This is a genomic window from Janthinobacterium sp. NKUCC08_JDC (assembly GCF_019345575.1).
Taxonomy (GTDB): Bacteria; Pseudomonadota; Gammaproteobacteria; order Burkholderiales; family Burkholderiaceae_D; genus Janthinobacterium; species Janthinobacterium aestuarii.
In genome coordinates this window covers 1-17060 of the sequence record NZ_JAHKQW010000023.1, presented here as the reverse complement: position 1 = coordinate 17060, position 17060 = coordinate 1, and the positions used below count along the sequence as shown (strand labels likewise).

Below are 17060 nucleotides of genomic sequence, written 5' to 3'. Positions count from 1 at the left end.
GCTTTTGTGCATGCTAAACTGGGCCATCCCCAGACCAAGGTTCCTGATGCTTCAATTATTTCGCCACACGCTGGAGTCCACGCCGATCCTTGCCCTGTTCCTCGTCATCGGCGCCGGTTATGCGCTGGGGCGCATCAGCGTGTTCGGTTTTTCGCTGGGCGTGGGCGGCGTGCTGTTCGCGGGGCTGGCGCTGGGCGCCTTTGCTCCCGGTTCCGTGCCGCCGCCGATGGTCGGCTCCATCGGCTTGCTGCTGTTCCTGTATGGCATTGGCGTGCAGTACGGCGTGCAGTTTTTCGCCGGCTTGCGCGGCGCAGGGCAGAAACATAACCTGATCGCGTTTGCCGCCGTCATGGGCGGCCTGGCCGTGTCCATCTGGGGCGGGCAGTGGATCGATATCTCGCTGCGCATGGCCAGCGGTGTGTTTGCCGGCGCCATGACCAGCACGGCCGCCTTGCAGGCGGCGCTGGAAGCGTCGCACGGCAATGGCGATGCGGCCGTCGGCTATGCCGTCGCGTATCCGTTCGGCGTCGTCGGCCCCATGCTGGGCCTGTACCTGGCCGGGCGCATCTTGAAACCCGTGCTGACGCCGCCGCCGGCGCCCATCGTCGTATCCGAAATCACCATCGATGCAGCCAAACTGGCGGGCGCGGCCCTGTCCGAATTGGCCGATGGCCCGCTGGCTGGCGTGCAAGTGATCGGTGTGCGCCAGGGCCACCAGAATCGCTTGCCTGATCCTGGCCTCGTGCTTGGCGTGGGCGACGCGCTGATGGTGTCGGGCACGGTGGCGGGTGTGGAAGCGGCGCGCACGGCGCTGGGCCATTTGGACCCGGGCCGCTTGATGAAGGACCGCAGCGATTTCGACGGTACGGAAGTGTTCGTGTCGGATGCGGAAATCGTCGGCGTGCCCTTGGGCGAACTGAATCTGGCGAAGGATTTTCCGCTGCAGATCGCCTTCATCCGCCGCGGCGACGCCATGATTTTGCCGCACCCCTTCCTGACCCTGGAATTTGGCGACAGGGTGATGGCCATCGCGCCGGCCAAACATGCGGCCGACGTGCGCAAGCTGTTCGGCAACTCCATCACGGCCACGGCCGAGTTCAGCTATGTCTCGCTGGGCATGGGCATGGTGCTGGGCGTGCTGCTGGGTCTGGTGCCGATTCCGTTGCCGTGGATAGGCTCGTTCAGCCTGGGCCTGGCCGGCGGGCCGCTGGTGATGGCGCTGATTTTGGGGCGCCTGGGCCGAGTCGGCAAGATCAGCTGGCGCTTGCCGCTGTCGGCCAACCTGGTGATGCGCAACTATGGCTTGACGATTTTCCTCGCTTCCGTCGGCATGGCCTCCGGCTTGCCCTTCGTGCAGCAAGTGGGCGCCGACGGCTTGCCCATGCTGGCGCTCGGCGCCGTGACGGTGCTGGTGGTGGTGGCGCTCGTCGTGATCCTGGGCAAGGTCTTCCTGCGCCTGCCGTTTCCTGAACTGCTGGGCATCGCGGCCGGCGCCACGGGCAACCCGGCCGTGCTGGTGTTTGCCAACCGCCTGGCCAAGTCGGACCGCCCGAACCTCGGCTACGCGATGATTTTCCCCAGCATGACCATCGTCAAGATCGTGGCCGTGCAGGTGTTGCTGCACTTGTATGGCTGATGGCGGACACCGTCAATCCCTTGCAGCGCCAGACTGCTTGTTTGCATCAATAAAGCTGATGCCAAACGACAGCAGCAAGGCGGCAGCGGCAAAGCCTGCGGCAAGCCACAGGTTGGCGGAGAGGCCCAGCCTGTCGACGGCTTGGCCACCGGTCCACGCCCCGAGCGCAATGCCGATATTGAAGACGCCCACGTACAGCGCGGCAACGATCTCCACGGCCCCGGGCGCCGCCTTCATCATCAAGGTCATCAGGCCGACCGATACGCCACCGTAGGCCAGTCCCCAGGCCAGCAATACCACGCCGCCGCCGATGCCGGAGCCGCCGACAGCCAGGAACAGCAGCGGCGTGAGCAGCAGGCCGCCCGAGATGGCGATGATGGTGGTCGCCGTGCGCCGCGCCGCAGCGACACCGGCCAGGAAGTTTCCAATGATGCCCGCGAAGCCATAGCAAAACAGCAGTGCGCCCAGCCATTGCGCATCGAACCCCGACACGGACAGCAGTAGCGGGCGCACGAAGGTAAAGGCCATGAAATGGCTGGTCACCAGCAGCAGGGTCAGAAGCAGTCCCGCTTGCAACTGCCTGTTGCGCAGCTGTTTGCCGAATTGGCGCAAGGTCGTCGAAGCGGCAGCGGGCAGGGCGGGAATGACGGCCAGGTGCAGCGCCAGTACCAGGCCGCTGAACAGCGCCATGACGCCGAAGGCCCAGCGCCATCCTGCAAGGTCGCCGATGTGTGCGCCAAGCGGCACGCCCAGCACGGAAGCGGCCGCCACGCCGCCGAAGATGAGCGACGTTGCCAGGCCAACCGAACGGGCAGGAACCAGCCGGGAAGCGAGGCCTCCGGCGATGGCCCAGATGCCGCCCATGCAGAAACCGACGAGAATACGCGCCGCCAGCATCCACGCCATGTTCTGCGCCAGGGCCGAGGCAATGTTCGCGATCACCAGGAGCGTCAGCAAACCACAGAGAATGTTGCGCCTGTCCAGGCTTCCCGATGCGAGCACGACCAGCGGCGCGAACAAGGCCGCCAGCAATGCGGGCAGCGAGATCATCAGGCCGGCCGTTCCCGTGGAGGTACCCAGGGTGTCGGCAATCGGCGTCAACAGGCCGACCGGCAGCATTTCCGTCGTCACGACCGAAAAGGTGGCCATGCCGACAGCGGTGACCGCCAGCCATGGGTGGCGGGCAGAAGTTTCTGCGGCAGCGCAGTAAGACGTACTCATGGTGCATATCCTTATGTGATCAGGCGATAAACGGGTATGCCCCGCTTGCAACGGAAACACGCCGCAGCGATAATACATACATCGCGTATGAATAAGTATATATACATACGCACTGTATGTAAACAATCATGCGCCACGTATGTAAGGAGAAAGTCATGGTTCGCCGCACCCGTGTGGAAATGGAAGAAACCCGCGCCTCGTTGCTGGCCACGGCCCGCAAAGTGTTTAGCGAGCGCGGTTATGCCGACACGTCGATGGACGACCTCACCGCCCAGGCAGGGCTGACGCGGGGTGCGCTGTACCATCACTTCGGCGACAAGAAGGGCTTGCTGCTGGCGGTGGTCGAGCAGATCGACGCGGAAATGGATGGCCGCCTGCAAGCCATCTCCGACGGCGCCGCAGACTTGTGGGAAGGCTTTCGCAGCCGCTGCCGTGCCTATCTGGAGATGGCCCTGGAACCGGAAATTCAGCGCATCGTCTTGCGCGACGCGAGGGCGGTCCTGGGTGGCGCTTCGCCGGATTCGCAGCGCCATTGCCTCGAGTCGATGCAAGGGCTGATCCAGCAGCTGATTCAGCAGGGCATCGTGGCCGATGCTTGCCCACAGGCACTGGCTGCGCTGATCTACGGTAGCCTGGCGGAAGCGGCGTTCTGGATCGCAGACGGCGACGAAGGCAATGCGCGCCTGATAAAAGCTGTGGCGGCATTGGAATTGCTGTTGCGGGGGCTATTAGTTCAAAGGTAATGGCGAAAAGTGGCATGGCTTCGCGATGAACCTTGAGCCTGTGTAAAACCGCTGGTGCCGCTCCCAATCTGTTGTACAATCCTTGAGAACGGTCGTGCTTTTTTGTGCGCTGAGCTTCCTTGCGTGCAGTCATCACGGCAACCGACAAGAACAAGGAGACAGACATGGACCTGCATTACACGGCCGAGGAGATGGCCTTCCGCGACACGGTGCGCGCCTTCCTCGACACCCATTTGCCGGCGGATTTGCAGCGCAAGGTGCGCCAGCATTTGCGCTTGAACCGCGACGATTACGTGCGCTGGCACAAGATTGTCGCGCAGCAGGGCTGGGCCGCGCCAGCCTGGCCCGTCGAATATGGCGGCACGGGCTGGACGTCCGTACAGCGCCACATCTGGGAAGACGAGTGCGCGCGCGCCGCCACGCCGCCGATACTGCCATTCGGCGTGAACATGGTGGCGCCCGTCATCATGGCTTTCGCCAACGCCGAGCAAAAAGCATACTACTTGCCGCGCATTCTGAACTGTGACGACTGGTGGTGCCAGGGCTATTCCGAGCCGGGCGCCGGTTCCGACCTGGCCTCGCTGAAAACCACGGCCGAGCGCGACGGCGACCATTACATCGTCAATGGCCAGAAAACCTGGACGACCCTGGGCCAGCACGCGGACATGATCTTTTGCCTAGTGCGCACGGACAGCACGGTGCGCAAGCAGGAAGGCATCAGTTTCTTGCTGATCGACATGAAAACGCCGGGCATCACCGTGCGCCCCATCATCATGCTCGATGAAGAACATGAAGTGAACGAAGTCTTCTTCGACAATGTGCGCGTACCGGTCAGCAATCTGGTTGGCCAGGAAAACAAGGGCTGGACGTACGCCAAATACCTGTTGGGCCATGAGCGCACGGGCATCGCCGCCGTCGGCCGCTCGAAGCGCGAGCTGACTTTCCTCAAGCAGCTGGCCATGCAGCAAACCAAGCGCGGCGCGCCGCTGCTGCACGATCCCGCTTTTGCCGCCAAGGTGGCCACCCTGGAAATCGAATTGATGGCGCTGGAAATGACGGTCTTGCGCGTCATCAGCGAAGAAGGCAAGGGGCCGGGGCCGCAGGCGTCGATGCTGAAGGTGCGCGGCTCGGAACTGCAGCAGCAGCTGACGGAACTGATGCTTGAAGCCATCGGCCCGCAAGCCTTGCCGTTCGATCCTGACTTCCTCGACGGCAGCGCGCAACACAGTGCTGGCGGCGACGACCTGGCCGCGCCGCTGGCCGCGTACTACTTCAATTACCGCAAGACATCGATCTATGGCGGCTCGAATGAAATCCAGAAAAACATCATCACGCAGATGATCCTGGGCCTGTAAGCCAGAAGGAGACGACATGGACTTCCAATTTAATCAGGAACAGCAACAATTCGCCGACGCACTCAGGCGCTGGGTGGACAAAGATTACCCGTTTGAAACGCGCAAGCAGATCGTCCACTCGGCAACGGGTACGTCTGACGCGGCCTGGGCCACCCTGGCCGAGCTGGGCATGACGGCCTTGCCGCTGCCGGCCGGCGCGGGGGGCTTCGACGGCACGGCCGTCGACATGCTGCTGGTGATGCAGGAACTGGGCCGCGGCCTGGTGGTCGAGCCCTACCTGGCTACCGTGCTGGGCGCGCGCTTCCTGAGCCTGGCCGGCGGCCACGATGCTGTGCTGGAACAGGTCGCCAGCGGCAGCCTGAAGCTCGCTTGCGCGCTGGGCGAGCGGCAGTCGCGCCACGATATGCACGATATCGCCACCACGGCCACCGCCAGCGGCGACGGCTTTGTGCTCGATGGCGAGAAAACCGTCGTCATCCATGGCGCGCAGGCGGGTGCGCTGATCGTCTCGGCGCGCAGCAGCGGCGGCCAGAGCGATACGGACGGCATTTCGCTATTCCTCGTGCCTGTCGACGCGCCCGGCGTCACCGTGCGCGACTACCGCACCATCGACGGCCAGCGCGCTGCCACCGTGACTCTCGTGCAAGTGGTGCTGGGCCATGAGGCCCTGATCGGCCAGGCGGGGCAGGGCTGGCCCGTGCTCGACGCGGCCGTGGATTACGGCGCCGCCTTGCTGTGCGCGGAAGCCGTGGGCGCCATGGACGCCATCTTTGCCGCCACCCTCGAGTACCTGAAGACGCGCCAGCAGTTCGGCGCGCCGATCGGCAAATTCCAGGCCTTGCAGCACCGCATGGCCGACATGTTCATCCACCTGGAGCAGGCGCGTTCGATGGCCATGCTGGCCGCCGCCAAGGCCGACAGCGACGATGCGGTTGAACGGCGCCGTACCGTCTCGGCCGCCAAGGCGAGGGTGGGACTGGCCGCCACTTTTGTCGGCCAGCAAGCCGTGCAATTGCATGGCGGCATGGGAGTCACGGACGAATTGCCTGCCGCCCACCATTTCAAGCGCCTCTCCATGATCGCCCTGACCTTGGGCGACGTGGACCATCATATCGAGCGCTTTATCGCCCAGCCGGGCTTCTTGCCGACGGAGACCGCATGACCGCATCGCCTGCCACCACCCCGAAACACTGGTATTTCGAAGACTTTACGCAAGGCCTGGAAATCGACCTGGGCCAGCGCCATGTGACGGAAAAGGAAATCATCGCCTTCGCCACGGATTTCGATCCGCAGCCATTCCACGTCGACCATGACGCCGCCGAAAAGACCATTTTCAAGGGCGTCATCGCCAGCGGCTGGCATACCTGCGGCATGATGATGCGCCTGGTGGTCGATAACCTGCTCAAGCATTCGTCCAGCATGGGTTCGCCCGGCCTGGACAGCATCCGCTGGCTCAAACCCGTGCGCGCGGGCGACACCTTGCAGCTGACCTACAAGGTCAAGGAAGTGCGCCCGTCCACGTCGAAACCGGACCGCGGCATCGTCATTTCCGTGTGGAGCGTGCGAAACCAGCATGGCGAAGTGGTGACCACCGTCGAAGGCATGGGCATGTTCGGCCGCCGTCCTGCCGGAGAGCAGCATGCGTGATATCGCCGGCATCGCCGGTTTTCAGGCCTTGGCGGGACAGCACGTGGCCGTCTCCGACTGGCTGACCATCACCCAGCAGCGCATCGACACCTTTGCCGACGCCACGGACGACCATCAGTGGATCCACGTCGATACGGAGCGCTGCGCGCGCGAGTCGCCCTATGGCTGCACCGTGGCGCACGGCTTTTTGACGTTATCCCTGCTGCCCGCCATGTTGCAGGGCGCATTGCACATGGCCGGCATCCGCATGGCCATCAACTACGGTTTAAACAAGGTGCGCTTTCCCGCGCCCGTGCCCGTCGGCAGCCGCCTGCGCGCGCGGCTCGACATCCTTTCCGTCGACGACTTGCCGGAAGGCGCGCAAGTGAACTGGGCCGTCACCATGGAGCGCGAAGGCGACACGAAACCCGTGTGCGTGGCGGAATTCCTGATGCGCTGCTATCCCTGAGCGGCAAGCTGAGCCCACATTGTAGGTCGGCGTAGGTCGGCTTAGCCCGCAGGGCGTAAGCCGACGCAGGCAGGCAGGCATGCAGCAGGCGCGCGCCTCCTCCTCACTCCCCCTCCGACGCACAATACCTGTCCCGCCCCGTATGCTTGGCGCGGTACAGCAGGGCGTCGGCGGCGCGGATCAGGGCGCTCGGGTCCATGCCTTCGGTGGGCATGACGCTGGCCATGCCCAGGCTGACGGTGACGTGCGAGCCGACGCTCGATTTGGCGTGGGGAATCTGCAGCGCGCGCACTTCGTCGAGGATGCGCTGGGCCACCACTTCGGCGCCGTCGCGCGTTTCCTGTGGCAGCAGGATGATGAATTCCTCGCCGCCGTAGCGCGCCAGCAGGTCGGGCGGGCGCACGGCGCAGCGGCGCAGGGCGGCGCTCACCTGTTGCAGGCACAGGTCGCCCGCCTGGTGGCCATACGTGTCGTTGTAATCCTTGAAGTGGTCGATATCGGCCATGATGAGGGCCATCGGCACGCCGTCGCGCGCGCAGCGCCGCCATTCGCTGTCCATCGTGTCGTTGAAGCTGCGCCGGTTGGCCACGCCCGTCAGCGAATCCGTCAGCGACAGTTCGCGCATGGCATCGGCTTGCCGCTTGATGGTCAGCTGGCTGCGCACGCGGGCGCGCACGACGGCCGCGTTGAACGGCTTCGTGATGAAATCGACGGCGCCCGCTTCCAGTGCCCGCGTTTCGTCTTCGGGCTGGTTCAGGGCCGTGACGAAGATGACGGGAATGGCGCTGAGGATGGCCGACTCGCGCAACGCATTGCAGACGGCATAGCCATCCATGCCGGGCATGACGGCGTCGAGCAGGATCAGGTCAGGCAGTTGATTGTGCGCAATTTCCAGCGCCTTCTCGCCGCTCAGGGCGAACAGCACGTCGTGTTCCTCGCGCAGCAGCTGGTGCAGGATCTGGATGTTTTCCATGGCGTCATCGACGATGAGGATGCGCCCGTTCATGGCAAGGTTGGTCCAGCTCACTTGTTTTCCTCTCGTTTCAGCTGATCGAGCACGAGTTTTTCCGCAGCGGAAAAATTCAGGGTCTCGATCGCGTTGGCCAGCGCCAGGGCCGCTTCCCGGTCTGATTGTTGTAGGGCGGGGTGCAGGACGTGGAACTGGGCCAGCGCCTTCAGGTTATTGTTGCGGATCAAGACCAGCAGCTCGGCCAGGCCGGCGTGCAGGTCGACCGGTGCGCTGCCGGACGCGGCCTGTGCCGGCTGCCCGCGCCGCAGGGGCGAGGGCAGGGTGCGCGCCGCATCGATGACTTCGGCCATCGCCAATGCCAGCTGTTCCAGCAAGGCGGCCGTGGTGTGCGATTGCCCTGTCTTCAGCGCTTTTTCAGTCTCGGCGGCCAGGCTGGCGACATGGGCTGCGCCCAGGTTGGCGGCCACGCCGCACACGCGGTGCAGCAGCTGCGCCGCCTGCGGCGTCTGGCCGGCGGCCAGCAGGCGCCGTGCTTCCTCGACGGCGTCGCCCTGCGAATTTTCAAAGCGCTTGAGCAGCGCCAGGAAAGCGCCATAGTCGCCGCCGAAGCGGTGCAGGGCCGCCGCCAGGTCGATGCCGGGTATCGAGGCCGGCATTTCCAGCACCTCCGTGGCGGCGCCGCCTGGCTGCGCGGCGCTGCTGCCGCCAGCCTGGTGCGCCGGCACCAGCCGCGTCAGGGTCTCGATCATGTCGTCGACATCGATGGGCTTGGCCACGTGCGCATTCATGCCGCTGGCAATGGCGCGCAGGCGGTCTTCGTCCATGGCATTGGCCGTCATGGCGACGATGGGCAAGTCCGGCAAGCCCAGCGCGCGGATCGCCAGGGTGGCGTCGTAGCCGTTCATGACGGGCATCTGCAAATCCATCAGCACCACGTCCCACGCTTGCGGGCTGTGCGCCAGCATGTCGACGGCCAGCCTGCCGTTGGTGGCCACGGCCACGCGCGCGCCCGAGTGCAGCAGGATGTACTGCGCCACTTCCTGGTTGATTTCATTGTCTTCCACCAGCAGCACGCGCATGCCTTCCAGCAAGCCCGACAGGGGCGAGGACACGGGCAGCATGGATGGCGCGCTGCGGGCATTGCGTCCATCCCGCACGGCGGTGACGGCCGCCAGCAGGCGCGCTGGCGTCGCCGGTTTCGAGACGATGCCGGCCAGCATCAGGCTGTCGGCCAGCCGTTCGAGGTTTTCGCTGTCCTGGTCGGCCACCAGCATGATCAAGGGCGGCAGCGCCAGGTGTTCGTCGGTGCGCGCCTCGGTGAGCATGGAAATGCCATCCATGCCCGGCATGGCCGCGTCCAGCAGCACAAGATCGGCCGCCGCTTCGCCGCTGGCCTGGGCGCGCAGCAGGGCCAGGCCGGCCGCGCCGCTGTCGGCGCTGCGGCTGCGCCAGCCCTGCGCCGCGCACCAGTCTTCCAGCATGGCGCGCACGCTGGCGTTGTCGTCGATGATCAGCAGCGACAGCGCCCTGGACGCGCCCTTGCCGTGCGGCTCGGGCGGCGGCGCCACCTTGTCGAAGCGGCAGCGGAAGCGGAAGTCGGAACCCTGGCCCAGCGTGCTTTTCACGCTGAGTTGGCCGCCCATCAATTCCACCATGCGCCGGCAGATGGCCAGCCCCAGCCCCGTGCCGCCGTATTTGCGGCTGGTGCCGCTGTCGCCCTGGGAAAACGCGTCGAAGATGTGTTCCTGCTCGGCCGCGCCGATGCCGATGCCCGTGTCGCGCACGGAAAACTCGAGGGTGGCGCTGGCCGCATCCTCGGCCACCATGGCGATGGCCAGCACCACTTCGCCATGCGAGGTGAACTTGACGGCGTTGCCCATCAGGTTGATCAGGATCTGTTCCACGCGCAGGGCGTCGCCGATCAGTTCGTCCGGCACGCCCGGATCGAGCACGAACACGGGCTCCACGCCGCGCGCCCAGGCGCTGCTGGCCAGCAGTACGCCGACGCTGCCCAGCATGCGTTCGAGCTGGAAGCGGCGCTGTTCCAGCACCATTTGTCCCGCCTCGATCTTGGAAAAATCGAGCACGTCGTTGACGATATGGAGCAGCGACTGCGTGGCCATCTGGATCTTGCCGACATAGCTGCGCTCGCGCCGCTCCAGCGGCGACTCTTCCAGCAGGCGCGCCAGGCCGATGATGGCGTTCATCGGCGTGCGGATTTCATGGCTCATGTTGGCGACGAATTCGCTCTTCGCCGTGCTGGCCGCCTCGGCCTTGTCGCGCGCGCGTACCATTTGCTCGTTGAGTTCGTGCAGGCGCAATTCCGTGCGCTTGAGTTCGGATACGTCCGAGGCCAGCACGAAGAAGCCGCGCACGCCGCCGCCGTCGTCGAGGTCGGGAATGTAATTGGTCCACGTATGGCACACCTGGCCCGTGGGGTCGAGCAGGTCGCGCTCGAAGCTTTGCGGCCGGCCCGCCAGCACGCCCTCGACGTGGGGCGCGTACACGTCGAACAGTTCCTGCCCCAGCAGTTCGCTCATGTGGATGCCGGCCATCTCGGCGCTGCTGCGGCCAAACCATTCATTATAGAAATTATTGGCGAAGCGGCAGCGCAGATCGGCGCCCCAGTACGACACCATGCCGGGCAGGTTGTCCGTGACGGTGCGGATGAAGCGCTCGCTCTGTTCCAGGCGCAAGGTGGTGGCGTGCAGCACCTCGGTGGCGCGCTTGCGTTCAGTGATATCGATCGACACCCCCAGCACATGGCTGGCGCGCCCCGCATCGTCGCGCAACACCACCTTGCGCGTGGTGAAGTGGCGCGTCGTGCCGTCGGCCGTGTTGATCGCTTCCTGTTCGATTTCCACCATCTGCCCCGTGGCCAGCAGCTTGCGGTCGGCGCTGACGAAGGCGGACGCCTGCTGCGGCGGGAAGAAATCGTGGTCGGTCTTGCCCAGCAATTGCTCGCGCGAGCGTCCCAGGGTCAGTTCCGCGTGGCGGTTGATCATTTCAAAGCTCAGCTTGTCGGCGCGCTTGACGAAGACCATGGCCGGGATGTTTTCGATGATGGTGCCGAACAGGTGTTTCGAACGGCGAAACTCCGCTTCGCTGCGCTTGCGCTCGCTAATGTCCAGCCACAGGCCCGATACGCCCAGCAATTGCTGCTCTGGGCCGAAGATCGGGTGATACGAGACGATCCAGTGACTGAGCTGTTCGCGCTGCCGCCCGCCATGGCCTTGCAATTCGAGGTCGACGATGGGCGTTCCTGTTTCAATCACCTGGCGCACGCAGCGCTCCACCTCCATGCGCACGGCGTCGTCGAACTGCATGGCGCCCACGGGCTGGCCCAGATGCTGCGCCACGCTGGCTCCGCTGATGGCGGCCAGATAGTGGTTGATCATGACGATGCGCAAGTCCAGGCCCACGAACAGCATGCCGATGGGCGCCGTCGCGTACACGGTTTCCAGCAGGCGCGTGGATTTTTCCAGGGCCAGCGTGCGTTCGGCCACCAGGCTTTCGAGCTGCGTGCGGTGGCGCCGCAAGTCGCGTTCCAGCGCGCCCAGGGCGCCTGCCATGTCGGCCGATTCGCGGTCCGCATGGCGGTTCGAGAGCAGGGGCTTGCCCTGCGCCAGCGCGTGGATCTGCTGTGTCAGTTCCTGCAGGGTGCGGGCCAGGCGGCCGCCCACGCGCCAGGCCAGGGCAAAGCCGGCACCGAGCAGCAGGGCCAGGATGAGGGAACCAGTGACCACGGAACCCAGCAGGGCTTCGGCCACCGTGCTCGTGCGCATGGTAACGGCCACCGTCCAGGCGTCGTCGGGCGCGCGGCGAAAGCCCGTATACACGTCGAGGCCTTCCAGGGTGGTATGGCGCAGCACGCCTTCGCGCGCCTGGCGTATCTGCTCGAGCAGGGACGCCGAGCTGCGCTGGCCCACATAGCGCTGCGGCGCCAGGGTGCGCGCCACGTTGATGCCGTCGGCATTGACGATCGCCGCGCCCAAGTAGGCGGGCAGGTGCAGCTCGCGCAGCAGCAAGGGCAGGTAGTCGGGCGGGTATAGGGCCGTCAGCACATAGGCGGGCCCCTTGTCACGCGGCAAGGGCAGGTTCAGGGCCAGACGCGGCACCTCGTCCGGCGCCATCAGCAAATTGGTCAGCCGGGGCTTGCCGGAGTCGCGCGTGCGCTCCATGCTGGCGGCCCATTTCTGCGGCAAGGGGGGCGGCACCTGGCTGGCGGGCAAGGCTGTATTGACCAGCTGGCGCCCCTTGGTGTCGGAGACGATGAAGGCGCTGACGGCCAGGCCCGGCTGAAGCAGGCTGCCGGCCAGGGCGCGCAGGGCGCCGATGTCGTCGTTTTGCAGGGCGGGCGAGGCGGCCAAAATGCGCGCGGCTATCTGCGCGCCGCTCAAGTCGCGTTCGACGGCGGCCGTGACGGCGCGCGCCGCCTGCGCCGTTTCGCTGACGACATGGTCGCGTTCGCGCGTGTAGCTTTGCGCCACGAGCAGGAGAAACACGAGGGCCGTCGGAATGACCCAGGCAAGCACCAGCCATGAAATTCTTGAGCGTATCGAAGGCAAATCTTGCACCCGGAAAGCTCCCAGAATGGATGAGTCGACAGGCAGGCTCACGCTGGCGCTGGCTGACCTTGAATGAAAAGATGCTAGACGAAATTGATTGTTCTGACAAGCCTAGTTTCCGGAATGGAAAAAAGGTTGCGCAAGGCATACAGAGGAGGGTGACGCCCATCCCGCCGTGGCGGCGGGATGGCAAGGAAACTTACGGGACGACGGTCAGCACGTCGACGTCGATTTCCGGGCTTTCCATGAAATCTTTTTCCACTTCGCCACGGATTTCCACGCGGGTCCTGGCGTCGATCTTGCGGTTCATGAAGACCTTGTCGTCGATGTCCACGCGGATTTCCGCCGTGCCGTCGGAGAAGGTATATTTCTCGTTGCCCACTTTGCGCAGCAGATTGCCGCGCAGTACGACGGCCTGGTCGTCGACGGGATTTTTCAGGATGGCGGCCACACTGGCGGGCGCGGCCGGGCCGGCCGTCGGTCCCACGTATTGGGCTTGCGCGCTGCCTGCCAGCGCGGCGCAGGCGGCCAGGGAGACGATGAGTGTGCGGTGCAGTGGCATGGTATTCCTTTGATAGTGACTGGTGGCTCAGAAAAATACGGCGGTGCGGGGAATGATAGCACCGGCATTGCCATAGGGCATGTTCGCCCGGACGCTGCCCGTGCTGGCCACGCCATCGTCGAGTTTGCTGTCGATCTGCTCCGCGTAGCTCTCGGGCAGGTTGTCGAAACGGATGCCGTTGCCGGCCCGGCCGCCCACTTCGTCGTTGTACAGGTAGACGGCGCCGCCCTGGGCGCTGGTCATGAATTGCGAGGTGCCGTTGAACGAGCCGGTGATGAAGCCGCCCAGCGCCAGGTGCTGCGGCGCCAGGGTGAATTCGCGCGGCTGGCCGTCGCCGATCTGGCCATCGCCATTGCCGTTGCCGGCCGAATTGGGCACATGCACGGTGCCCTGGATATCGTCGCCGGGCAGGGCGCGGAACTTGTCCTGATAGGCGTTGACGGCGGCCGTCAGCGCATTCGACTGCTGGATGATGTTTTTCACCTTGGCGCTGTCGATCAAGCCTTGTCCCTTGAGCACGCCACCGAGCAGCAAGCCGATGATGACCAGGACGATGGCGATTTCTACGAGCGTAAAGCCGTGCTGGCGGCGTGGGAGCATGGGATTTCCTTGGAAAAAAGTGCTGGTGCCTGGTGTGGCGTCTTCAGAATGGCAGTTTACTGCAAATGGCGCCGCGCGCGCATGGCCTGGCTTTCTTTTTGGCCAGTTCATCGAGCTTGCGCGCAAGGAAAGCGAGCTCGTGCGGGTCGCTGATCTGGCCGCTGGCGATCAGCCCGCCGATCACGAGGCGGGCGCTGTCGAGCTGGTCCATGTCTTCCAGGATGAACGCTTCCATTTCGCGCACCCACGGCGGCACGTGCGGCCCCGTTGCCAGCTGGCGCAGCGCACGCGCATAGCCGAGCGCCAGCGGCAGGTCGTGCAGCTGGTGCTTCGCCACCAGCACCGCCTGCGCCATCGCGGGCCAGCGCTGCTGCGGGTCGGCCGCGAAGCTGGCGGCGACAAAGGCCAGCATGCGCCGCGCGCGCTGCGGATCGGCCACGCCCGCGTAGACTTCGCTGGCGGCCACCAGCGCGTAGCGGCTGCGCGGGTCGAGCGTTTGCGCCGTTTCCAGCCAGCCGGCCAGGCGGTCATAGTCGAGCGCGCGCCACGGCAGGCTGACGCCGGGCTGGTCCTCGAACGACTGCAGGTACAGCAGCATGGCCTTCGACATGGCCAGCGGTTCGCCCAGGCTGGCCAGGCGCGCCACGCCAGGTGGCGGCGCGGCGGGCAGGGGCCGCGCCTGTGCGGGGGCGTGCTGCTGCGCCAGGCGCCAGCCCAGCTGCAGCAGCAGGCAGGCCGCCAGCAGCCAGCACAGGGGGCGCGGCACGCTGCTCCAGGGACGCTGGGCGGCGGCCATCAGATGTTCCTGCGGTAAAAGTCGCACAGCGCGCAACTGGCCAGCAAGGCCACATAGATGGCCGTTTGCGCCGCCACGCCGGCCAGGGCTTGCCAGTCGCCGGTCGCGTACAGCAGCCACTCCGTGCGCGTAAAGGCGTCGAGGCGGGGCAGCAGCAAGGCCAGCATGTCGATGGCGCCGGCGGTGGCCCGCTGCGGCCAGGAGTCGCCCGCCTGCGGGCCGTGCGCCAGCAGTTGCAGGCTGCCCAGCATGCGCGCCAGCACATAGAAGCCGCCCGTGGCGGCCAGCGCCGGCAGGGCCTGCTGCAGGCTGGCCGCGCACAGCAGGCTGAAGGCGGCGACGATCCACAGTTCGCCCAGCAGGGACAGCGCCCACAGCGCGCTTTGCGCGGGCGCGGCGAACAGCGCCATCAACAGGCCGAACAGCACGGCGGGCACGGCCGCCAGCGCCCCGTAGCCCAGCAGTTTGCCCAGCAGGTAGGCCGCGCGCGGCATGGGTAGCGCCAGCAGCAACTCGAGACCCCGGTCGGCCGCTTCACGCGCCATGCTGGTGATGATGAACGTGGCCAGCAGGAAGACGCTGGCCAGGCGCAGGGCGGCCGCCAGCAGGGACGTTTGCACGGCGCCGCTTTCCGTCAGCGCCAGTTGCTGCAGGAAGCCGGCCAGGCCGGCGCAAGCGCAGGCCACCAGCACGAACAGCCACGGCAGGCGGCTGCGCAGCGCTTCGAGCAGCGTATAGCGGGCGATGGTGAACGAGGGCAAGAGCATGCGCATCAGCGGGGCAGCCTTTGCGCCGCCACCATGCGGTTGAACAGGATGTTGGGCGACAGCCAGACGATGATATCGTCGAACTCGCCGCCCGGCTGCTGCGGGCCGCTGGCGGCGCGGCTGATGAAGGTGGTGGCGTTCGATGCATTGTTGCGCTCGTCGACATTGTTGCCGAAAGGCACAGCCTGGCGCTGGCCCTGCACGCCCGTGGCGCCAAAGCCGTTTTTCCCGTGCGACATGATCATGGCGGGGATGTCCCTCAAGGCCGTCGCCTGCAGCAGCGCGCCGCCGTTGCGCGTGACGATGCTGATGTCGCGCGGCGTGCCCAGGTTGAACTGCTGTTCGCTGTCGCTGAAGGCCGGTGTGACGCTGTAGCGGAACAGATTGTTCCAGCTGTCGCCTTGGCGCAGCCCCAGGGTGGCCCATGGCAGGAAGCCGGCGCGTTTTTCGCCCGTGCAGCGCGTGCCGCGCCGGTCTTCCAGGCCATTGCCGGCGGAAATGGCGGGACACGGCAGGTAGCCGTAGCGCAGCGCGTAGCCCGTCAGCGCTTCCTTCGCTTCATTGAGCGCCTGTTGCGTCTCGGCCACCTTGCGCTGTTCCAGCTGCACCGTCAACGGCGTGACCAGGCCGCCTATCATCAAGCCGACGATGACGAGCACGATGGCGATCTCGATCAGGGAAAAGCCTCGCTGGCGGCGCGGATGGCGGGCGCTCATGGCAGGTTGCGCGCGGCGCGCATGCGTTGATACAGGGTAGGCAAGGTAATCCAGGTGAGCATGTCGTCAAAGGCGCCGCCGGGCAGCGCGGCAAGGTCGGTGGCGGGGCGGGTGATGAAGCTGCGGCTGGCGCTGTCGTTGGCCGCTTCGTCGATATTGCCGCGCGCCGTATTGATCTGCGGCACGCCGCTGGCGGCCGTGCCATAGTGATCCTTGCCTTGCGAGAACAGCACGACGGGCAGGCATTGGGCGCTGACGTCGCACTGCTCCTGTCCCGCCACGAAGGCGAAGGTGCCGCGGCCGTCGCGCGTGAGCACGACTCTGTTGGCGACGGCGGAAAACGAGACGATGGGCGCGCGCGCCATTTCCGGTGTGACGCTGTAGCGCAGCAGCTTGCCCCAGGCATCCACGCCGTCCACGCCCAGCGCGACCCACGGCAAAAAGCCGCTGCACTCGGTATCGTTGGCGCAGTCGGCGGCCCGTTCGCGCCCGTCGAGAGCGGACGCGGCCGGACGGGGCAGGCGGCCATTGGTCGCCGCAAAGCCCAGCAAGGCGTCGCGCGCCTGCGCCAGGGTGGCCAGGGTGCGCTGCTGGCGTTCGGCTTCGCCCGTGTTGCGCCCGAAGGCGCTGATCAGCAGGCTGGCCGTGCCCAGGCCCAGCACGGCCACCAGCAGCAACAGGGCGGCGCCGCGCTGGCGACGAAGTTGACGATGCGCTTGGCGCGGCGTCATGGCGGCGCCTCGGTGACCGTGCCGCTGGCCGGATCGTAGCGCTGGCCGGGTTTGAGCAGCAGCACCTGGCCGTTCGACAGGCGCAAGGTCAGCGTGCCTGGCTGGCCACGCGCGAGATGGTTGTGCGGCTCGTTCTGCGCTTCCTGGTTCAGCCAGACGGTGGTGCGGCCGCTGCTGCGCTGTACCACGCCATTCAATTCCACGGGCGGTGCGGGCGGCGGTGGCGGCGGCGGGGACGGCGGTGCCGCCAGGGCCGGATCGGGCGCCGGCGGGCCGTAGCGCTGCGCGTCGAGCTGGGCG

Annotated in this window: 15 protein-coding genes and 1 pseudogene; 6 read left to right on the top strand and 10 right to left on the bottom strand. The window is 66.0% G+C overall.

Features of this window, described 5'->3' with window-relative positions:
• Window positions 1-46 precede the first annotated feature (46 nt).
• The gene (locus tag KO538_RS28200; protein WP_219330346.1) at window positions 47-1636 is read left to right on the top strand and encodes an aspartate:alanine exchanger family transporter; all 1590 of its coding nucleotides are present in this window, start codon (window positions 47-49) and stop codon (window positions 1634-1636) included.
• A 12-nt stretch (window positions 1637-1648) separates the two neighbouring features.
• Here KO538_RS28200 and KO538_RS28195 read toward each other — a convergent pair whose 3' ends face one another.
• Window positions 1649-2857: an MFS transporter gene (locus KO538_RS28195; protein ID WP_219330345.1), complete on the bottom strand. Its 1209-nt coding sequence runs from the start codon at window positions 2855-2857 to the stop codon at window positions 1649-1651.
• A gap of 155 nt (window positions 2858-3012) precedes the next feature.
• Between KO538_RS28195 and KO538_RS28190 the strand changes: the two genes are divergently transcribed.
• The 5 genes from KO538_RS28190 (at window position 3013) to KO538_RS28170 (ending at window position 7050) form a co-directional block, all read left to right on the top strand.
• Window positions 3013-3600 carry a TetR/AcrR family transcriptional regulator gene (locus KO538_RS28190; protein ID WP_219330344.1) on the top strand — a complete coding sequence of 196 codons (588 nt, stop codon included), beginning with the start codon at window positions 3013-3015 and terminating at the stop codon, window positions 3598-3600.
• A gap of 164 nt (window positions 3601-3764) precedes the next feature.
• Window positions 3765-4955: an acyl-CoA dehydrogenase family protein gene (locus KO538_RS28185; protein WP_219330342.1), complete on the top strand. Its 1191-nt coding sequence runs from the start codon at window positions 3765-3767 to the stop codon at window positions 4953-4955.
• 16 nt (window positions 4956-4971) lie between these two features.
• The gene (locus tag KO538_RS28180) at window positions 4972-6117 is read left to right on the top strand and encodes an acyl-CoA dehydrogenase family protein (RefSeq protein ID WP_219330341.1); all 1146 of its coding nucleotides are present in this window, start codon (window positions 4972-4974) and stop codon (window positions 6115-6117) included.
• Complete coding sequence (locus tag KO538_RS28175; protein WP_034755281.1) at window positions 6114-6602, top strand: MaoC family dehydratase; 489 nt, start codon at window positions 6114-6116, stop codon at window positions 6600-6602. Before KO538_RS28180 ends, KO538_RS28175 begins: the two co-directional genes overlap by 4 nt.
• A complete protein-coding gene (locus KO538_RS28170) occupies window positions 6595-7050 on the top strand; it encodes a MaoC family dehydratase (protein WP_034755282.1) in 456 nt (151 codons plus the stop codon). Before KO538_RS28175 ends, KO538_RS28170 begins: the two co-directional genes overlap by 8 nt.
• A 103-nt stretch (window positions 7051-7153) precedes the next feature.
• On the opposite strand, the gene KO538_RS28165 is transcribed toward KO538_RS28170, so the two are convergent.
• From KO538_RS28165 to KO538_RS29570, 9 genes and pseudogenes are all read right to left on the bottom strand, one after another.
• Entirely contained in the window at window positions 7154-8077 is a 924-nt protein-coding gene (locus KO538_RS28165) for a diguanylate cyclase domain-containing protein (protein ID WP_219330340.1), read from the bottom strand.
• Window positions 8074-12555, bottom strand: a complete 4482-nt coding sequence (locus KO538_RS28160) for a PAS domain-containing protein (protein ID WP_374106897.1) — start codon at window positions 12553-12555, stop codon at window positions 8074-8076. Before KO538_RS28160 ends, KO538_RS28165 begins: the two co-directional genes overlap by 4 nt.
• Before the next feature lie 232 nt (window positions 12556-12787).
• Window positions 12788-13150: a YgiW/YdeI family stress tolerance OB fold protein gene (locus KO538_RS28155; protein WP_219330338.1), complete on the bottom strand. Its 363-nt coding sequence runs from the start codon at window positions 13148-13150 to the stop codon at window positions 12788-12790.
• Between the two features lie 27 nt (window positions 13151-13177).
• Window positions 13178-13750, bottom strand: a complete 573-nt coding sequence (locus KO538_RS28150; protein WP_034755294.1) for a prepilin-type N-terminal cleavage/methylation domain-containing protein — start codon at window positions 13748-13750, stop codon at window positions 13178-13180.
• 43 nt (window positions 13751-13793) lie between these two features.
• Window positions 13794-14546: a hypothetical protein gene (locus KO538_RS28145; RefSeq protein ID WP_219330337.1), complete on the bottom strand. Its 753-nt coding sequence runs from the start codon at window positions 14544-14546 to the stop codon at window positions 13794-13796.
• The gene (locus KO538_RS28140) at window positions 14546-15319 is read right to left on the bottom strand and encodes an ABC transporter permease (RefSeq protein WP_034755297.1); all 774 of its coding nucleotides are present in this window, start codon (window positions 15317-15319) and stop codon (window positions 14546-14548) included. Before KO538_RS28140 ends, KO538_RS28145 begins: the two co-directional genes overlap by 1 nt.
• The gene (locus KO538_RS28135; protein ID WP_219330336.1) at window positions 15319-16029 is read right to left on the bottom strand and encodes a type II secretion system protein; all 711 of its coding nucleotides are present in this window, start codon (window positions 16027-16029) and stop codon (window positions 15319-15321) included. The genes KO538_RS28140 and KO538_RS28135 overlap by 1 nt, the downstream gene beginning before the upstream one ends.
• Entirely contained in the window at window positions 16026-16760 is a 735-nt protein-coding gene (locus KO538_RS28130; protein WP_219330335.1) for a hypothetical protein, read from the bottom strand. Before KO538_RS28130 ends, KO538_RS28135 begins: the two co-directional genes overlap by 4 nt.
• Window positions 16757-17060, bottom strand: a pseudogene (locus KO538_RS29570) (hypothetical protein); the annotation flags it as partial. The pseudogene KO538_RS29570 and the gene KO538_RS28130, both read right to left, overlap by 4 nt.